This window comes from Paenibacillus polymyxa (assembly GCF_018614975.1).
GTDB lineage: Bacteria > Bacillota > Bacilli > Paenibacillales > Paenibacillaceae > Paenibacillus > Paenibacillus polymyxa_E.
The window spans coordinates 406,986-422,225 of sequence record NZ_JAGGNR010000011.1 but is presented as its reverse complement, the minus strand read 5'-3'; the positions used below and the strand labels follow the sequence as shown (position 1 = coordinate 422,225).

Genomic DNA, 15,240 nt, shown 5'->3' with positions numbered 1-15,240 from the left:
AGTTTGGTTCATTCGTGATCAGATCTAAGCCAGTTCTTCCTGTACAATTTCAGTCCATACCCCTTTACGATTCAGAATGCGAATGGCAAAGGCATCATATCCATTACGCTTGACCTGATCAAAATCCATGCGTTCTCCCGTGATCAGTTCATAGGCACCATTTTCATCTACATCTTCGCCAAACTCATCATCCCAAGGCACATTGTAGTAGGCCGTCAACTCTACCTCAAAGATATCCTCTCCTTCAACATCCAGATAAGGACGAAGGGGTCTGTCATGTAGTGCTTCTTCCGGATAGGTCTCACATAACATGGCATCATATCCATGCTTGGCAGCATCAATGAGCAGATAACGCTCACCCGTGACGGTATGCTCCGCATATACAAGAAGGGGTATCGAATCATGCCAGGCAATCAGATCATCTTCGGTTAAGTCACCATAATAAAAAATATGGAATTTATCATGTCCATCACTCGTTTGAAGTTTGCCTTTCCACTCCACTTCATCGGACGTTATGTCCTCTTGCTTCCAGGTTAATCCTTCCAGATAAACAGGTCCGTGTTGCACACCGTACTCATTCATCATCTTGCCTCCGATTTGTTCATTCGAATGGTAACCACTTTGTGTTCCTCATCCACTGTCAATTTCACATCAATGTTTAGTTTGTCGCGAAATAACGCCGTAATATTGATATAAGGATCGCGCACGGCTTCACCGCCACCCCCATTCGTAGAACGGCTCATTCCCTGATGAATAATGGATTCTACAAGCTGTTTATCCCCCTTGCCAGTGTTATCGTAGGTGTAGATCACCTGCCCATCCTGATCATACAGATTCAAAACCGTTGTGAAGTCATTCGCGTTCTCATACTGTCTCTCGGTCTGCACATAGTTGTGATCTGTACGTTGATAGTTTACAGTACCAGCTAGATACGGATTGTCCACGCCGGGCTTCACATCATACTCCTTATAGGCCAGATTAAACAGGTATTGGAGATGACTCATGTCGATCCGGTAATAAAACTGACGGTTCTCCTCTTGTTTATCCATCGCTGCAAAACTGTTAATCAGCGGCCAAGCTTCATAGGACTTGCCATTCACATCAACGGCGAGAGCATAGTCAGATAATACTGTCTCTTTTTGAAATACACCAAATGTCTGTAAAATAAAATAAGCCGGAATCATCAACATACCCAGAATGATTGCAAAAATGCTAAGTTTAACTCGTAGTTTCATGTCTTCTCTCCCTTGCAGCTTTAATGCTTCATCTTCGCTTACAGTCTCATCCAGTCTTATGCTGAAGCTTCGACAGTGTACGCACAACCATATCCCTGTTCTTCGCATCTTTAATATAAGCCGGAATACTATGTGAAGCTGTTCTTAAAGGCATATTTCCAGGTTTCTCACGCAGATCTGCGGAAACATAAGCAATGAGATAATTCAGGTGCTCCCGATTCACAGCCCATATTATTTTCCCTCTGAAATCATCCATGAAGTATAATTCCAACCCGAATACAGGATCTTTCCCTGCACAAATCTCGGAAAAATACCTTTGGTATGTCGGCTTGGCGTGTAATTCAACCTGATTTACAGAACTACAGTGCGGACATTCCACATGCGTCGATCGGTGAGAAGTCTTCTTCTCGTCTGTGACTTCCACGTTAAACCAACGTTCACATACAGCACAATTCCCCTTAGCTTTATATTGATATACTGGTTCTTCAAAAGCTTGAGCGTAACATTCGTAACACTTCCATCCCAGTTGACCATTCCGTTGATCAATCGAAGCGTGTCCACCGCATTTGGGACATTTCACATCAATCCGCTCTCCCCGTCGAAGAACCGAATAGAAACTATACTTATACGCACCTTCATCTTCGAAACGTTTCATCCTGCATTCACCCCTTTCCTGAAACTACAACACACCGCGTCATAATACTCAACATTTACCAATCCATCTCTCTAAAATTATATGAAACTCCGTTGCTCAGCACAACAATTGAAGACAGATTGTTGGAAATGCCTTAATACGACATACCCAAGTGTGTGCCTCATCACACCTGTCTCCACCTCAATAACGTAATCTATAACTAAATAACTACTGAAATGAAAGAAAACCTGCTTTTTAGATTGTGAAAAACATCACTTGAGTAAAGGTTGTGCAACTATGTTCTCCTTACTGAATGTATATAAATACTCTCTCGTCTTCGCCATCTTCACGGCCACTCTGTCTCATTGTAGTTCAACCGATACAGTTCCACCTGTTCACCAGGATGAAATCTCGCCTGCGCCCATCAGTCAAGCCCCGGTGGACCCGATCATCCGTAAAGAAGGCACAACAGTATATATTGAGATGACAGCTCAAGTTACAGATATCGAAATCTCCGAAGGCGTGATCTACAACGCTTGGACGTTTAATGGTACCGTTCCCGGACCCGTCCTGCGAGTGACCGAGGGAGATACCTTGGTGTTCACTCTAAAAAACAAAGATTCCAGCCTGCCTCACTCCATGGATTTTCACGCTGTACATGCCGCTCCCAGCAGCAAATTTATAGATGTTATGCCCGGCGAGGAAGGCACGTTCACCTACCCAACCTCATCACCCGGTGTATTCATGTATCACTGTGGAACCAAACCGGTTCTTGCCCATATCGCGAACGGTATGTGCGGCATGATTATTGTTGAACCCAAGGCAGGATACCCTTCCGATCATCTGGTTGATCGTGAGTATACCCTTGTTCAAAGTGAATGGTATAAAGAGCATGATTACGAAGCTTTTTTGAACGGGGAACCGGACTATGTCGTATTTAACGGCAATGATTATGGATTGACCAAGCATCCCCTGCTAGCCAAAGTAGGGGATACGGTGCGGATCTATGTCAGTAATGCCGGACCCAATGAAGTCTCTTCCTTCCACGTTGTGGGTACGATTATGGACCGTGTGTATACCGATGGGAACCCACGTAACATCCAGTATGGAATACAGACGGTTATGCTTCCCGCAAGTGGTGGAGCTGTCGTAGAGTTCACCGTGACCGAAGAAGGCGATTATGCGATTGTAACCCATCAGTTCAATCATGTAGCCAAAGGTGCTTCCGCCGTTCTCCGTGTAACCATGGATGGTACGGATCATGGTGGACCCGCAATGTCTCACTGAAACATGACAATGGCTATACCCATCCTGAACAATTCGAGGTGATTACACGATGATCTGTGCACATGAAGCGAAGGATGCCTGTTTCTCCAAAGTATCTCTGTTCCAGCATCTTGATCCAGCCGAAGCTGCATTGCTGACCTCCCTTTTGCATACCCGCAAATATAACAAAGGCGAAGTTGTCGTTCAGGAGGACGAACGCTCAGATACGCTTTACGTGGTTCATCAGGGATGTGTAAAGTTATCCAAATACAATGAAAATGGCAAGGAACATATTATCCGGTTTCTTTTTCCCGGTGATTTCTTTGGACAAGATTCCCTGTTACACCAAAAACCACATGCTGCGAACGCCGAAATTCTGGAGCCTTCAGCCATCTGCTCTATCAGCAAGCATGACTTTGACCAATTACTTGAACATGATCCGAAGCTTGCTTATCATTTCCTGCTTGCCATTTCTAAGCTGCTCCGTGAAACCGATGAATGGAACAGCTCGCTCAGTGCGATGACAACGGAACAGAAGATTGCCAAGTTGCTTTTGTATTTTCATACCCGAAATCATGCAAAGCATGAGATCCGCTTGCCTGTTTTCAAAAAAGATATGGCTCTGTTACTCGGGATCACACCCGAAACACTTAGTCGCAAACTCGCCATAATGCAGACCCAGGGACTGCTTCAGGTTACAGGGAACTGTATCCTTATTCTTCAACTGGAGCAGCTTAGGGAAATGGTTCCGTTCTGAACTAAAGATTATTTGCACTAACACCACGAGGGCAGAATGACCTTCCCATCAATGTTAACGTGTGAATGATTAGTTCAGCTTATATAGCTTTGGGACAAGTATTATATTTCACATTGGATGTGAGTATCGTCACAGTGAAGCTTAGCGTTACAGTATACAGTTAAGAAAAGATCTACAGGAGGTTTATACGATGAATACGGTTGTTAAATTGGACAAACAGATCATTATGCACAAAATGCAGGAGCTATGTTCACTGCTATTACAAGATGAAGGCTACAAAGAGATGCGAGACATGATTGATCAGTTTGCAGCAGATGAGCAAGCCACAACCCAGTATGAACAATTTATGGAGAAACATCAGGCACTGGAGGAGAAAGAACGACAGAACATTGAATTGCTTGCATCTGAAATCCAGGTGTATGAAGAGGAAGAACGTGCACTCTATGATCATCCCCTCATTCGTCGGTTCATCTATGCTCAGCGGGAATTCAGCCAGCTGCATCAGCAGATCAGTCACTACTTCACGAAATCCGTGGAATTGAACCGCCTGCCCGAAGCCAATGAACTAGGTAAGGAAGCTTGCGGGTGCGGAGGAAGCTGTTCCGGCAATCACTAGTCCTCTGAATACATATACAAGCAAAAAGAGTATCCGATCAGAAGTCACTCTGTTCGGATACTCTTTTTTTGCTTAATTCAATCTCTTGTTTACAGATCCAACAACAGCGATACGAGCAATCCCATGGATGCAATCAATCCCACAACAGGTCCGCCCTCTTCGAAAGCCTCCGGCATCATGGTAGAGCAGATCATAGCAATGATTCCGCCACCTGCAAATGCACCAATTGCTGCCCCCATCTCCTCTGGAAGCTGTTCCAGAAACAGATATCCACCCAAAGCCGCAAGCGCGGAGATCAATAGTACACTCAGCCACATTAATATGATTTTGCCACGGCTGTACTTGCCCTGTAGTCCAATCGTACTGGACAGACCTTCAGGGATGTTGCTGACAAAGATTGATACTACCAGGACCACACTAACACCGTTACCGGCTAGCAAGCTGGCACCAAGCATGATGGATTCCGGGATAGCATCCATTACCGTGCCTGCAAAGATTCCGAGTCCGCTCTGATTCGAATCTTCTGACTTTGCCGAACGTTTGCGCCCTGCCCCTCCCTTTGCAGAAACGAGCAGGTCAAACAGGGTATACACGACGGCACCCGCCGTAAATCCAATGGCTGTAGGTATAATCCCTCCATCATTCAGCGCATCTCCAAGAAGTTCAAATGTAGCTGCACCGATCAGTGTCCCTGTCCCAAAAGCCATAATCCAGCCTATGATTCGTTTCGGTATTTTCAGGAACAATGCGGTGAGTGCGCCAATGACAACCGCTGAGGCAGAGATGCCGCCCCACATGAATGCAGTCCACACCCGGACCGACCCCTCTCAAGTTCAATTATGTTCTATCATTCCATTAACCTTGGCTGACTAATTAAAAACAATGCTATAACGTTGTGATCTATATCACCTGTTGTGTTCAAAAATCACGCTATGATGAAATGATGCGGATTACAACAGAATAGACCAGAACAGGAATTGCACGGCTCCAATAATCTCGATCATACCAACCTTCATAGGGCGCAGTGTTCTGCCAGCATATATGAAGGTGCGCACAGTGGAATAGACATACGCCAAAGACATCCATGGGTATCCGATCATGATCGGTATGAGAATTAGAAGGATATGTACCAGACGAGTTAGCATCAGCCAACGCTTATTGGTTCGCTCTCGAAAGACCGATTTCACAAAGAACGTGCTTCCTGTAAAATGTAAGAAAGAAAACAAAACTACGATTGCCATTCCAGAATCCCAGTGCCCGCTCCCAATGAGATAAGCAGCTGCTCCCCCTAAAGAGAATACCAGCATGGCACACAGGTCATTGGTAAGCGAGCGTTCTACTTTGTGTCTCACATGCCAGATGTTCACAAGTAAGAGTCCACCCAGCACAGGGCCGAAGAATAACAGCGAGGTCTGACCCAGAACGGGTGGGATCAGACAGATTAGAGCCACTGTACCGTAGATTGCAGCCCACTTGTATAGGCGATGTCGGTTGGCATTTCTTTTCAAAGACTGCAGTAAGGGATACGCGGTTAGATATAGTCCAAGCCAGGCTACAAATAAGGGCACATGTAACCAGTGCGGACCACTTGCAATCACACCTACCAGAAAAGGTACACTAACCATGGCCCAGCCGCCATGTTCATGAGGGATAACGATTGTATTGGTTTTCACTTCACAGTTAACCTCCTAGGATTGAATGATGTCGAAGTTCAGAAATATGAACACAGAGAGGAAAGATTCTCATGAGCAGGGTAAACAAAGATACAGCAGCGGAGTTTCTACAACAGTTCCCCATCTTCCAGGACCTTAGCCCCGAGGAATTGAAGCAAGTCGAAGATATCGCCATTTCCAGAAGTATTCACAAGAAAACGGTCATTTTTAGCGAAGGTAGCGAAAAAGAAGCTGTCTTTTTCATTCGTACCGGCATTGTAAAAGCTTACAAAACCGATGAGAATGGACATGAACAGATTGTCTCTTTCCTCAAAACAGGAGATATGTTCCCGCATACCGGCTTTTTTAACGCGCACCCCTACCCGGCTACCGCTGAAGCGATTACGCCTACCGAACTACTGGCCATACCTGTCAGATTGTTCGAACGATTAATGCTGAGTACCCCATCGATTGCAATCAAAATTATGCGTGTACTCGGAGACAAAATACGTGAACTACAGGACAAATTGCAGGTGCTCTCTGGTCAGGATGTGCGCAACCGTGTGCTCTCTTTCCTTCTTATGCTCGCAGAGCAGCACGGACAGACGCATGAAGACCAAATTATCATTAACCTGCCCATGACACACCAGGAGTTCGCCAACTCTATCGGAACAACAAGGGAAACAGCGAATCGACTGTTAAACCAGCTCACCAAAGAACATCTGATTGAAGTCGATCGCAGTCGGATCATCATTCTTGACTTGCAAGCATTGAAGCAACAAAGGGATGCGTGACCATCCAGATCAACTGGTGTTTACCCCAAACCCTTACACCATTCCGGATGTGCAAAAAGAGACCTTAACGCCTGCAATCGATGTTAAGGTCTCTTGCTGTATACACAATTACTGATACATGTATCAGGCTATTGTGAGCTCTGGCCTGCCCATATCACTGAACATGGCCGCATAATATTTGACTTCGCCGGCTTCGTTACGGATTGCCGTAATACTCAGCCATTCCTGATAGATCTCTCCGTTTTTCTTCCGATTCCAAATCTCGCCCTGCCAATATCCTTTTTCACGTAATTCCATCCATAATTGGTCATAGAAGGGTTTATCCTGCTTGCCGGATTTCAGTAAGCTTGGCTTCTGTCCAACTGCTTCTTCGGCACTATAACCAGTGACCGCCGTAAAAGCCGGGTTCACGGAAGTAATAACACTGTTCGTATCGGTGATCAGAATCGCTTCAATGGTATTCTCCAGAATGCTGGCAGATAACTGAAGCTTCTCCTGGTAGAACATCCAGATCACGAGTACCAGACTGACCAACGCGATCTGGGATAACGCCATGAAACCAATCGCATAATGACCTGTAATGCTGTACAACAAAGTCAGCATCAGTGGAGGAAAGAATCCGCCTAGCCCCCCCATAGCCGAGATCATACCATTCGCTACACCTGGTTGTTTGACGAAATACATCGGCACTAATTTGAAAATAGTACCGTTACCAGTCCCTGCGCACAATGCAACAGTCAGGCACCCAATGGTGTAGATATAGAATGACGGCGCGAAAGATAATACAATAGCTGCAATCGTTAATCCGCCGAAAACAAACATTAATATTTTGAACGGATTAAATCGATCTCCAAGCCATCCTCCGATAGGCCGCATGATGGTAGCAACGAGAATAAATCCCGCTGTACGTATACCTGCATCGACTTTGTCCAACTGGAAGTTCGTAACCAGGAAGTTCGGCAAGTATACCGTAAATGCAACGAACGAGCCAAATGTCAGAAAATAAAACAGGCAGAGCAACCATAGTTTATTGTTGTGTGATATGGCCTTCAGTTGTTGCATGAGCGGAACATTAACACGAGTTTCCTTTTTGTCCCCCAAAGCAAAATTTAGCGCTGCCATCCCTAGTAGTAGAATACTGTAGAGCAGAACCGTCGTAGACCACCCCATACGATCAGCAATCAGCGGGGCTCCGAATGCAGACAGTGCTGTCCCCAGGTTACCAATTCCGTAGATCCCGTTAACAAATCCATGTTGCTCTTTCGGATAATATTTGGGCAGTGAAGTTACACCGACCGAGAAGACAGCTCCACCAATACCGAGGAACAGTCCACCAATCACCAGATCGCTGAACGACGTTGCACGGCTAATCCACCATACAGGGGCCAGCAGCAGGACAAAGCTGATCATGAAAATATTACGTGCTCCATATCGATTCGTCCAATAACCAATCGGAATACGGGCAATCGACCCGATCAATACGGGAATCGCTGTCGCCCATGCAAGCTGTGAAGACGTAAGCGCAATATCCTCTTTAATAAATGGCATCAGAGATGAGAGGATAACCCATACCATGAAACCAAGAACCAGACTTACAGTTTGCAAGGGCAGTTGAACCTTTCCTTTATGTTGCATTTACATCGCCCTTTCCTTTTTTTGTTCTTGATTCGGATACACAGATCCATCTCTTCTCCGATACAACACATAACTGCGTTTCAGATAACCCAGCGGCATACTAAGCATGTGAACCAGACGTGTAAATGGAAACACGCAGTACAGTACAAAGGTGAGCAGGATGTGTACTTTGAAGTTCATGGGTACCGTCTGCATCAGAACCGGATCAGGCTGGAATACGATCAGACCGCGCAACCACGGATTAATTGTTGTTCGATAGTCAAATCCACTGTGATTCACCGCATTGGCCGAGGTCGCCAGTATTCCGGTTACAATGACAATAATTAGCATGGCGAGTGCCAGCCAATCCCCGATGCTACTCGTTGCCCGTACTCTTCGAACAACATATCGGCGTACCAACAGAATGACTGCACCTGCAAATGCAATGATGCCTGCAGGCAGTCCTCCTGCAATAGCCATCAAGTGATATCCTCCATCACTTAGGCCAATCCAGCGATAGAATTCCACCGGTACAAGCAAACCGGCAATATGTCCACAGATTACAGCGAATATTCCGATGTGGAAGAGCAGGCTTCCCCATCTCAGCATACGTTTCTCCATCATCTCACTGGACTTGGACGTCCAGCTGAAGGGGTTCGTCAAATATCTCCAGATCGTCGCCGTAATACAGAAAACAATGACCATATAAGGGAGAGCGCCCCATAACAACAGTTCCAGTGTACTCACCGATTCCCCCTCCTCATCTGAGCTGCGATCTGCATAAGCTCTTCAGGTTGTTGTTGGTTAACTGCTTCCAATTGTTCTGGTATATCAGGGGCAGGAGGCTCAGGAATGACCTGTAACATCAGACTGAGCAATGGTCCATATGGGCTGTTCTTTCCCGTGATACTTTCGGTCATCGTGACCAGAGCCTTATGGCAGCTGGAGAGCACACCCAAGGCATCTTCCTCGGGAGCCTCAGCTACAAATTCAAGTACCATAGGCAGGTAATCTGGCAACTCACTTACTTCCATATAAAATCCCGCAGCTTCATATCTGCGTTTCAATTCAATCAGAGCCGGGCCCCGATCCCGCTCATCGCCATGAAGAGCATACGTGAGATAGAGGTTACACTTTTTATCAAAATCGAATGTGCGAACATAGGAGTCCTGCCACTCAATCGAGCTTACAGCCTGTACTTCTTCTACAAACATCAACAGGATCTGGTTCACCGTCTCATCGGAAATGGACCGTATAGCTTCCTGAACACCCGGCAGTCCCTCCCTCCACTCTGTATCGGGATATTGCAACAGATAAGAGATCAGCTTACAGACCATTCTTGCCTTATCCGTTCCATAAACCATAGGGTGTGTTCCTTCATTGGTATCGATCGTCATCGTTGTCGTTGTCTCCTCTCCCATCAGAATACCCCGCAAGAACCTGGACCACCTGCAAAATCAAGTCCGCAGCTGCCCTGTTCACTGAAGAGATCTTCTACTTCCTCGCGGTGGGCTGGCGGGATTACAAAACGATCATTGTATTTCGCAATGGCGAGCAGACGATACATGTCTTCCACTTCCTGAGCCTCCATGCCTACTCTTTCTAACAATGCCGACTCACTGGTCTTTCCAGTCTGCTGATTACGCATGTGAATGCGCATAACGGCCATTTTTCGCAGCACTTCACGGATTCGATCCGTATCTCCTGCCGTAAGCAGATTGGCCAGATATTCCACTGGAATACGCATGTTATCAATCGCCGGAAATATATCATTGGCTTCCAGCGAACTTCCCTGTCCCTCTACCCGGTTCGTGATCGGGCTAAGCGGCGGAATATACCATACCATTGGCATGGTGCGGTATTCAGGGTGAAGCGGGAGTGCAATTTTCCAGTCGATAACCATTTTGTAAATGGGCGACTGCTGCGCTGCAATAATCCAATCCTCAGGGATTCCTGCCTCGCGTGCTTCACGAATTACCTCAGGGTCATTTGGATCAAGGAAAATATCCATCTGGGATTCATAGAGATCCTGATCATTTTCAACCGAAGCTGCAGCTTCTACACGGTCTGCATCATACAGCATCAGGCCGATATAACGGATACGTCCCACACAAGTTTCGGAACAGATCGTTGGCAGCCCTGCTTCAATCCGCGGGAAGCAAAGGGTACACTTCTCGGCTTTGTTCGTCTGCCAGTTGAAGTAGACTTTTTTGTACGGGCAACTTGATACACAGAATCTCCATGCACGGCATGCATTTTGGTCGACCAGTACGATCCCGTCTTCTTCACGTTTGTACATCGCTCCAGAAGGACAGGAGGATACACAGGCCGGGTTAAGACAATGTTCACAGATCCGTGGCAGGTACATCATAAATACCTGTTCAAAATCCATTTTAATTGAATCTTCGACCCCCTTCATATTGGGATCTTCCATTCCGGTTATATGGGCACCTGCCAGATCATCTTCCCAGTTCGGACCCCACTCCAGATTCATATATTCACCCGTAATCTGGGATTTCGGTCTGGCTACAGGCTGATGTTTCTTCTCCGGACTGTTCGTCAGTTTCTCATACTCGTATGTCCATGGCTCATAATAATCATCAATCGTTGGTTGATCCGGGTTATGGAAAATGTTAAGCAAGCGTCTTGCCCGTGTGCCGGACTTCAATTCCAGTTTGCCATTCTTCATCTCCCAGCCACCGCGATAACGCTCCTGATCTTCCCACTGTTTTGGATAACCAATTCCTGGTTTAGTTTCTACATTATTCCAATACATATATTCTGCACCTGGACGGTTAGTCCAGGTGTTTTTGCACGTTACACTACATGTATGGCACCCTATGCATTTGTCCAGATTCATGACCATGCTGACTTGTGCTTTAATCTTCAAGCCAATCCACCTCCTGCAGTTTTCTAATGATGACGTTGAGGTCACGCTGGTTGCCTGTCGGGCCATAGTAGTTGAAGCCATAACTTAACTGGGCATAACCACCAATCATATGTGTCGGCTTCACATGAATACGTGTCGGACTGTTATGTGTACCCCCACGTGTCTGTGATATTTTGGTGCCCGGAACATTAATGTGACGGTCCTGAGCGTGATACATGAATGCCATGCCACGAGGAATACGGTGCGTTACGACTGCTCTCGCAACCACAACTCCGTTACGGTTGAAGCATTCGATCCAGTCATTATCGACCAGTCCAGCTTCTTCCGCATCCTCATGGTTCATCCAGATCGTTGGGCCACCCCGGAACAAGGTCAGCATCGGCAGTGCATCATAGTACATACTGTGGATCGACCACTTATTATGCGGTGTCAGATAGTTCAATACAATTTCCTTGCCGCCCTCAATCGGACGTTTGCTGTTTGGATGGAATGGCGTATGCTTCAGCACAGGTTTAAATGTCGCTAATGTCTCACCAAATTCGCGGAGCATCGCATGATCAATGTAGAACTGCTGTCTACCCGTCAATGTACGCCATGGAATCAGGCGTTCCACATTGGTGGTGAATGGCGAATATCGACGTCCACCTTTTTCCGATCCGCTGAATGCAGGCGAGGTAATGACCGTTTTCGGTCTCGAAGTAATCTCGTCAAACGTAAAACATTCCTCAGACCGTTCCTCGGCCAAATCTTTCAGATGCAACGCAGTTTTCTTCTCAAGTGCTTCCCATGCACGTACAGCCATCTTGCCGTTCGTTGTTGATGACAAAGTCAGAATAGCCTCCGCAACATTACGGTCTGTGCTCAGATCAGGACATCCTTGTCCAACACCATCTTTACGGTTCACGCCCAGAATATCCTTGAGTTTTTCATACTCTTCACTGGCAAACCATGATATGCCTTTGGTACCAATAGGTTTATCTCTTACAACAGGTCCAAGACTGATCATTTTGTTATATACGGCAGCATAGTCGCGTTCCACCACCTGAATATGCGGCATCGTTTTACCCGGAATTGCTTCACATTCTCCCGCACTCCAGTCTTTGATCTCTCCGTACGGTTGAGCAAGCTCATCCGGTGAATCATGCAACAGCGGTGTAGCTATGATCTCCTTCTGTGGACCATCGAATTGCTGCGCAGCCATCTCGGAGAATACACGTGCGATTTCCTTGAAGGTATCCCAGTCCGAACGAGATTCCCACTGCGTGGCTACCGCCGGGTTGAATGGATGAACGAACGGATGCATATCCGTACTGCTCAGATCGCTTTTCTCATACCAGGTTGCTGCTGGCAACACAATATCGGAATACATCGCTGTTCCTGCCATACGGAAATCCATATTGATCATCAGATCAAGCTTGCCTTCCGGTGCCTCATCAACCCACTCCACATGCTCCGGGCGCAGTCCATGATCGTCATCGTTCAGCAATCCGTTCGTTGCACCGAGCAAATGTTTCAGGAAATACTCATGTCCTTTGCCGGAACTTGAGATCAGATTTGCTCTCCAGACAAATAACACACGTGGGAAGTTCGCCGGATCATCCGGTTGCTCGATCGAGAACTTCAGATTTTTGTTCTGTAACTCGGAAGCAACATAAGCACTAATCTCTTCCTTCGTCGTTGCTCCGGCCTGCAATGCATCCTGATGCAGATCAATCGAGTTTCGATTGAATTGTGGATAGGATGGAAGCCAGCCCATACGTGCAGCCATGACATTATAATCAGCCACATGCTGGAACCGCGGTTCACCCTCAAGCGCTGAAGTCAACTCTCCTACTTGGGTCTCCTCGTATCTCCATTGATCTGTTGCAAAGTAGAAGAAGGATGTTCCGTTCTGCAGACGTGCAGGTCCGGTCCAGTCACGAGCAAAGGCAATCGTCTGCCAGCCTTCAGCTGGACGCAGTTTCTCCTGACCGACATAGTGGGCCCAGCCTCCGCCGTTCACACCCTGACAGCCTGTCATCAGTATTAGATTGATAATGGCGCGGTAGATGACATCGGAGTTGTACCAGTGATTAATACCGGCTCCCATAATGATCATGGACCGACCTTTGGTGTCGATCGCATTTTGTGCAAACTCACGTGCAATCTGTACGACAGTCTCTTGATCCACGCCAGTGATTTTCTCTTGCCACGCTGGAGTAAATGGTTTTACTTGTGGTTCATGCAAGATGTCGTTTCCACGGTTAACACGTACACTCAACTGCTCCGCACCAGTGACTACTTCTGCTGAATCCGCAGAACGTGTCATTTCACGTTCAATTCCGTATTTGGCAAGTACCAGATCGTATACGGCTGTTACTGTAATCCATCTGTCCCCCAGCCAGATCTGGCGTACAGGAATCTGCCGCTGCATGACATGTTTTCCCTCATCATCAAAGTACGGCAGTTGAATGGTTACGAGGTCATGATGAACACCAAGCATGGATAATCTTGGATCAATTGGCTCACCATTCTCCACCTGTTCCATTTTGAGATTCCATGTGCCTTCTTCACCCCAACGGAAGCCCAAACTTCCTTTTGGCATCGCATAGGTTCCACTGTTCTCATCGTATACCAGCGTTTTCCATGCCATGTTGTTGCCCGTGATACCCAGGTCTTCCCCAACGAGAAATCTGCCTGCTGTGTGTATGCCGTCCTTTTCTTCCACAATCAGCAGATTTGGAAAGTCCGTATACTGTTTGGCATATTGCATGAAATAGTCCGTAGGCTTTTCAATATAAAACTCTTTCAGGATGACATGGCCCATAGCCATCGCCAGAGCGCCGTCCGTCCCTTGTTTTACCGACATCCACGTATCTGCGAATTTCACATATTCCGCATAGTCCGGGCTGATTGACACCACTTTTGTTCCCCGATAACGTGCTTCAGCCAGGAAGTGGGCATCCGGTGTCCGCGTCATTGGCAGATTCGAGCCCCATACCAGAATGTATCCCGAGTTGTACCAGTCACTGCTCTCCGGCACATCCGTTTGATCGCCCCAGATCTGAGGTGAAGCCGGCGGCAGATCCGCATACCAGTCGTAGAAACTGAGCAATGGTGATCCCATTAAGGACAAGAACCGTGACCCTGTTGCATAACTGACCATCGACATGGCAGGAATCGGAGAGAAACCAATAATCCGGTCTGGTCCGTATTCTTTGATCGTATGAATCAGCGAAGCGGCAATAATCTGTGTCACTTCACCCCATGACGCGCGAATTAATCCACCTTTACCACGTACCGATTTGTATCTTTTCACTTTCGCAGGATCATCCGATATGCTCGACCACGCTTGTACCGGATCACCGTGTACCTGAAGTGCTTCACGCCACATATCCAGCAATGCACCACGTACGTAAGGATGTTTGACACGCAGCGGGCTGTACAGATACCATGAAAAGCTTGCTCCACGTGGACATCCACGTGGCTCAAATTCCGGCATATCCGGTCCGGTTGAAGGATAGTCGGTAGCCTGCGTTTCCCAGGTTACAATGCCGTCCTTTACATAGATCTGCCAACTACATGATCCCGTACAGTTAACACCATGTGTGGAACGCACCACTTTGTCATGCTGCCAGCGGCGGCGATAGACATCTTCCCAGTCCCGATTAACCGGGGACATTTCACTCCAGCCCTCCGCACTTTTTTCACGTTTGGCAAAATATTTGAGTTTGCCCATCCAGGGCATGCTTTTGTTACTCATTGTTGTCCTCCCACATATATGACCTTTGATGAAAGTCGAA

14 protein-coding genes are annotated in these 15,240 nt (G+C 46.9%); 4 read left to right on the top strand and 10 right to left on the bottom strand.

Annotated features, from left to right (window positions below; translation table 11 throughout):
* Positions 1–24 precede the first annotated feature (24 nt).
* The 3 genes from J7E78_RS10515 to J7E78_RS10505 are packed head-to-tail and all read right to left on the bottom strand — an operon-like array spanning position 25 to position 1,890.
* Positions 25–585 carry a hypothetical protein gene (locus J7E78_RS10515; protein WP_215076099.1) on the bottom strand — a complete coding sequence of 187 codons (561 nt, stop codon included), beginning with the start codon at positions 583–585 and terminating at the stop codon, positions 25–27.
* Positions 582–1,235, bottom strand: coding sequence for a hypothetical protein (locus J7E78_RS10510; protein ID WP_215076098.1), 654 nt, complete (start codon positions 1,233–1,235; stop codon positions 582–584). The genes J7E78_RS10515 and J7E78_RS10510 overlap by 4 nt, the downstream gene beginning before the upstream one ends.
* A gap of 46 nt (positions 1,236–1,281) precedes the next feature.
* Complete coding sequence (locus tag J7E78_RS10505; RefSeq protein WP_215076097.1) at positions 1,282–1,890, bottom strand: hypothetical protein; 609 nt, start codon at positions 1,888–1,890, stop codon at positions 1,282–1,284.
* Between the two features lie 276 nt (positions 1,891–2,166).
* On the opposite strand from J7E78_RS10505, the gene J7E78_RS10500 reads away from it, so the two are divergent.
* The 3 genes from J7E78_RS10500 to J7E78_RS10490 all read left to right on the top strand — a co-directional run bounded on the left by J7E78_RS10500 (position 2,167) and on the right by J7E78_RS10490 (position 4,508).
* A complete protein-coding gene (locus J7E78_RS10500; protein ID WP_215076096.1) occupies positions 2,167–3,156 on the top strand; it encodes a multicopper oxidase domain-containing protein in 990 nt (329 codons plus the stop codon).
* 49 nt (positions 3,157–3,205) lie between these two features.
* Positions 3,206–3,892: a Crp/Fnr family transcriptional regulator gene (locus J7E78_RS10495; protein ID WP_215076095.1), complete on the top strand. Its 687-nt coding sequence runs from the start codon at positions 3,206–3,208 to the stop codon at positions 3,890–3,892.
* Positions 3,893–4,082: 190 nt separating this feature from the next.
* Positions 4,083–4,508 carry a YlbF/YmcA family competence regulator gene (locus tag J7E78_RS10490; RefSeq protein ID WP_215076094.1) on the top strand — a complete coding sequence of 142 codons (426 nt, stop codon included), beginning with the start codon at positions 4,083–4,085 and terminating at the stop codon, positions 4,506–4,508.
* Between the two features lie 89 nt (positions 4,509–4,597).
* Here J7E78_RS10490 and J7E78_RS10485 read toward each other — a convergent pair whose 3' ends face one another.
* Together J7E78_RS10485 and J7E78_RS10480 are read right to left on the bottom strand one after the other, a co-directional pair.
* Positions 4,598–5,320 (bottom strand): ZIP family metal transporter, encoded by a 723-nt coding sequence (locus tag J7E78_RS10485; protein ID WP_215076093.1) that lies wholly within the window; start codon positions 5,318–5,320, stop codon positions 4,598–4,600.
* Between the two features lie 138 nt (positions 5,321–5,458).
* Complete coding sequence (locus J7E78_RS10480; RefSeq protein WP_215076092.1) at positions 5,459–6,181, bottom strand: YwiC-like family protein; 723 nt, start codon at positions 6,179–6,181, stop codon at positions 5,459–5,461.
* A 71-nt stretch (positions 6,182–6,252) separates the two neighbouring features.
* Here J7E78_RS10480 and J7E78_RS10475 point away from each other — a divergent pair, with 71 nt between their 5' ends.
* Positions 6,253–6,954, top strand: coding sequence for a Crp/Fnr family transcriptional regulator (locus tag J7E78_RS10475; protein ID WP_215076091.1), 702 nt, complete (start codon positions 6,253–6,255; stop codon positions 6,952–6,954).
* Positions 6,955–7,077: 123 nt separating this feature from the next.
* Here the strand turns inward: J7E78_RS10475 and J7E78_RS10470 are convergent, their stop codons facing one another.
* From J7E78_RS10470 to J7E78_RS10450, 5 genes are read right to left on the bottom strand one after another with little or no spacing between them, the layout of a single operon-like run.
* Entirely contained in the window at positions 7,078–8,589 is a 1,512-nt protein-coding gene (locus tag J7E78_RS10470; protein WP_215076090.1) for a nitrate/nitrite transporter, read from the bottom strand.
* On the bottom strand, positions 8,590–9,315 hold the full coding sequence (gene narI, locus J7E78_RS10465) for a respiratory nitrate reductase subunit gamma (RefSeq protein WP_215076089.1): 726 nt from the start codon (positions 9,313–9,315) through the stop codon (positions 8,590–8,592).
* A complete protein-coding gene (gene narJ, locus J7E78_RS10460) occupies positions 9,312–10,004 on the bottom strand; it encodes a nitrate reductase molybdenum cofactor assembly chaperone (RefSeq protein WP_215076088.1) in 693 nt (230 codons plus the stop codon). The genes narI and narJ overlap by 4 nt, the downstream gene beginning before the upstream one ends.
* Positions 9,989–11,458: a nitrate reductase subunit beta gene (narH, locus tag J7E78_RS10455; RefSeq protein WP_215076087.1), complete on the bottom strand. Its 1,470-nt coding sequence runs from the start codon at positions 11,456–11,458 to the stop codon at positions 9,989–9,991. Before narH ends, narJ begins: the two co-directional genes overlap by 16 nt.
* Positions 11,448–15,200: a nitrate reductase subunit alpha gene (locus J7E78_RS10450; RefSeq protein ID WP_285229358.1), complete on the bottom strand. Its 3,753-nt coding sequence runs from the start codon at positions 15,198–15,200 to the stop codon at positions 11,448–11,450. Before J7E78_RS10450 ends, narH begins: the two co-directional genes overlap by 11 nt.
* Between the last annotated feature and the right edge of the window lie 40 nt (positions 15,201–15,240).

Excerpts from the sequence above, each read along its gene's own strand:
- J7E78_RS10515 (WP_215076099.1), bottom strand. The coding sequence starts at position 585 with ATGATGAATGAGTACGGTGTGCAACACGGACCTGTTTATCTGGAAGGA.
- J7E78_RS10510 (WP_215076098.1), bottom strand. The coding sequence starts at position 1,235 with ATGAAACTACGAGTTAAACTTAGCATTTTTGCAATCATTCTGGGTATG.
- J7E78_RS10505 (WP_215076097.1), bottom strand. The coding sequence starts at position 1,890 with ATGAAACGTTTCGAAGATGAAGGTGCGTATAAGTATAGTTTCTATTCG.
- J7E78_RS10500 (WP_215076096.1), top strand. The coding sequence starts at position 2,167 with ATGTTCTCCTTACTGAATGTATATAAATACTCTCTCGTCTTCGCCATC.
- J7E78_RS10495 (WP_215076095.1), top strand. The coding sequence starts at position 3,206 with ATGATCTGTGCACATGAAGCGAAGGATGCCTGTTTCTCCAAAGTATCT.
- J7E78_RS10490 (WP_215076094.1), top strand. The coding sequence starts at position 4,083 with ATGAATACGGTTGTTAAATTGGACAAACAGATCATTATGCACAAAATG.
- J7E78_RS10475 (WP_215076091.1), top strand. The coding sequence starts at position 6,253 with ATGAGCAGGGTAAACAAAGATACAGCAGCGGAGTTTCTACAACAGTTC.
- J7E78_RS10470 (WP_215076090.1), bottom strand. The coding sequence starts at position 8,589 with ATGCAACATAAAGGAAAGGTTCAACTGCCCTTGCAAACTGTAAGTCTG.
- J7E78_RS10450 (WP_285229358.1), bottom strand. The coding sequence starts at position 15,200 with ATGAGTAACAAAAGCATGCCCTGGATGGGCAAACTCAAATATTTTGCC.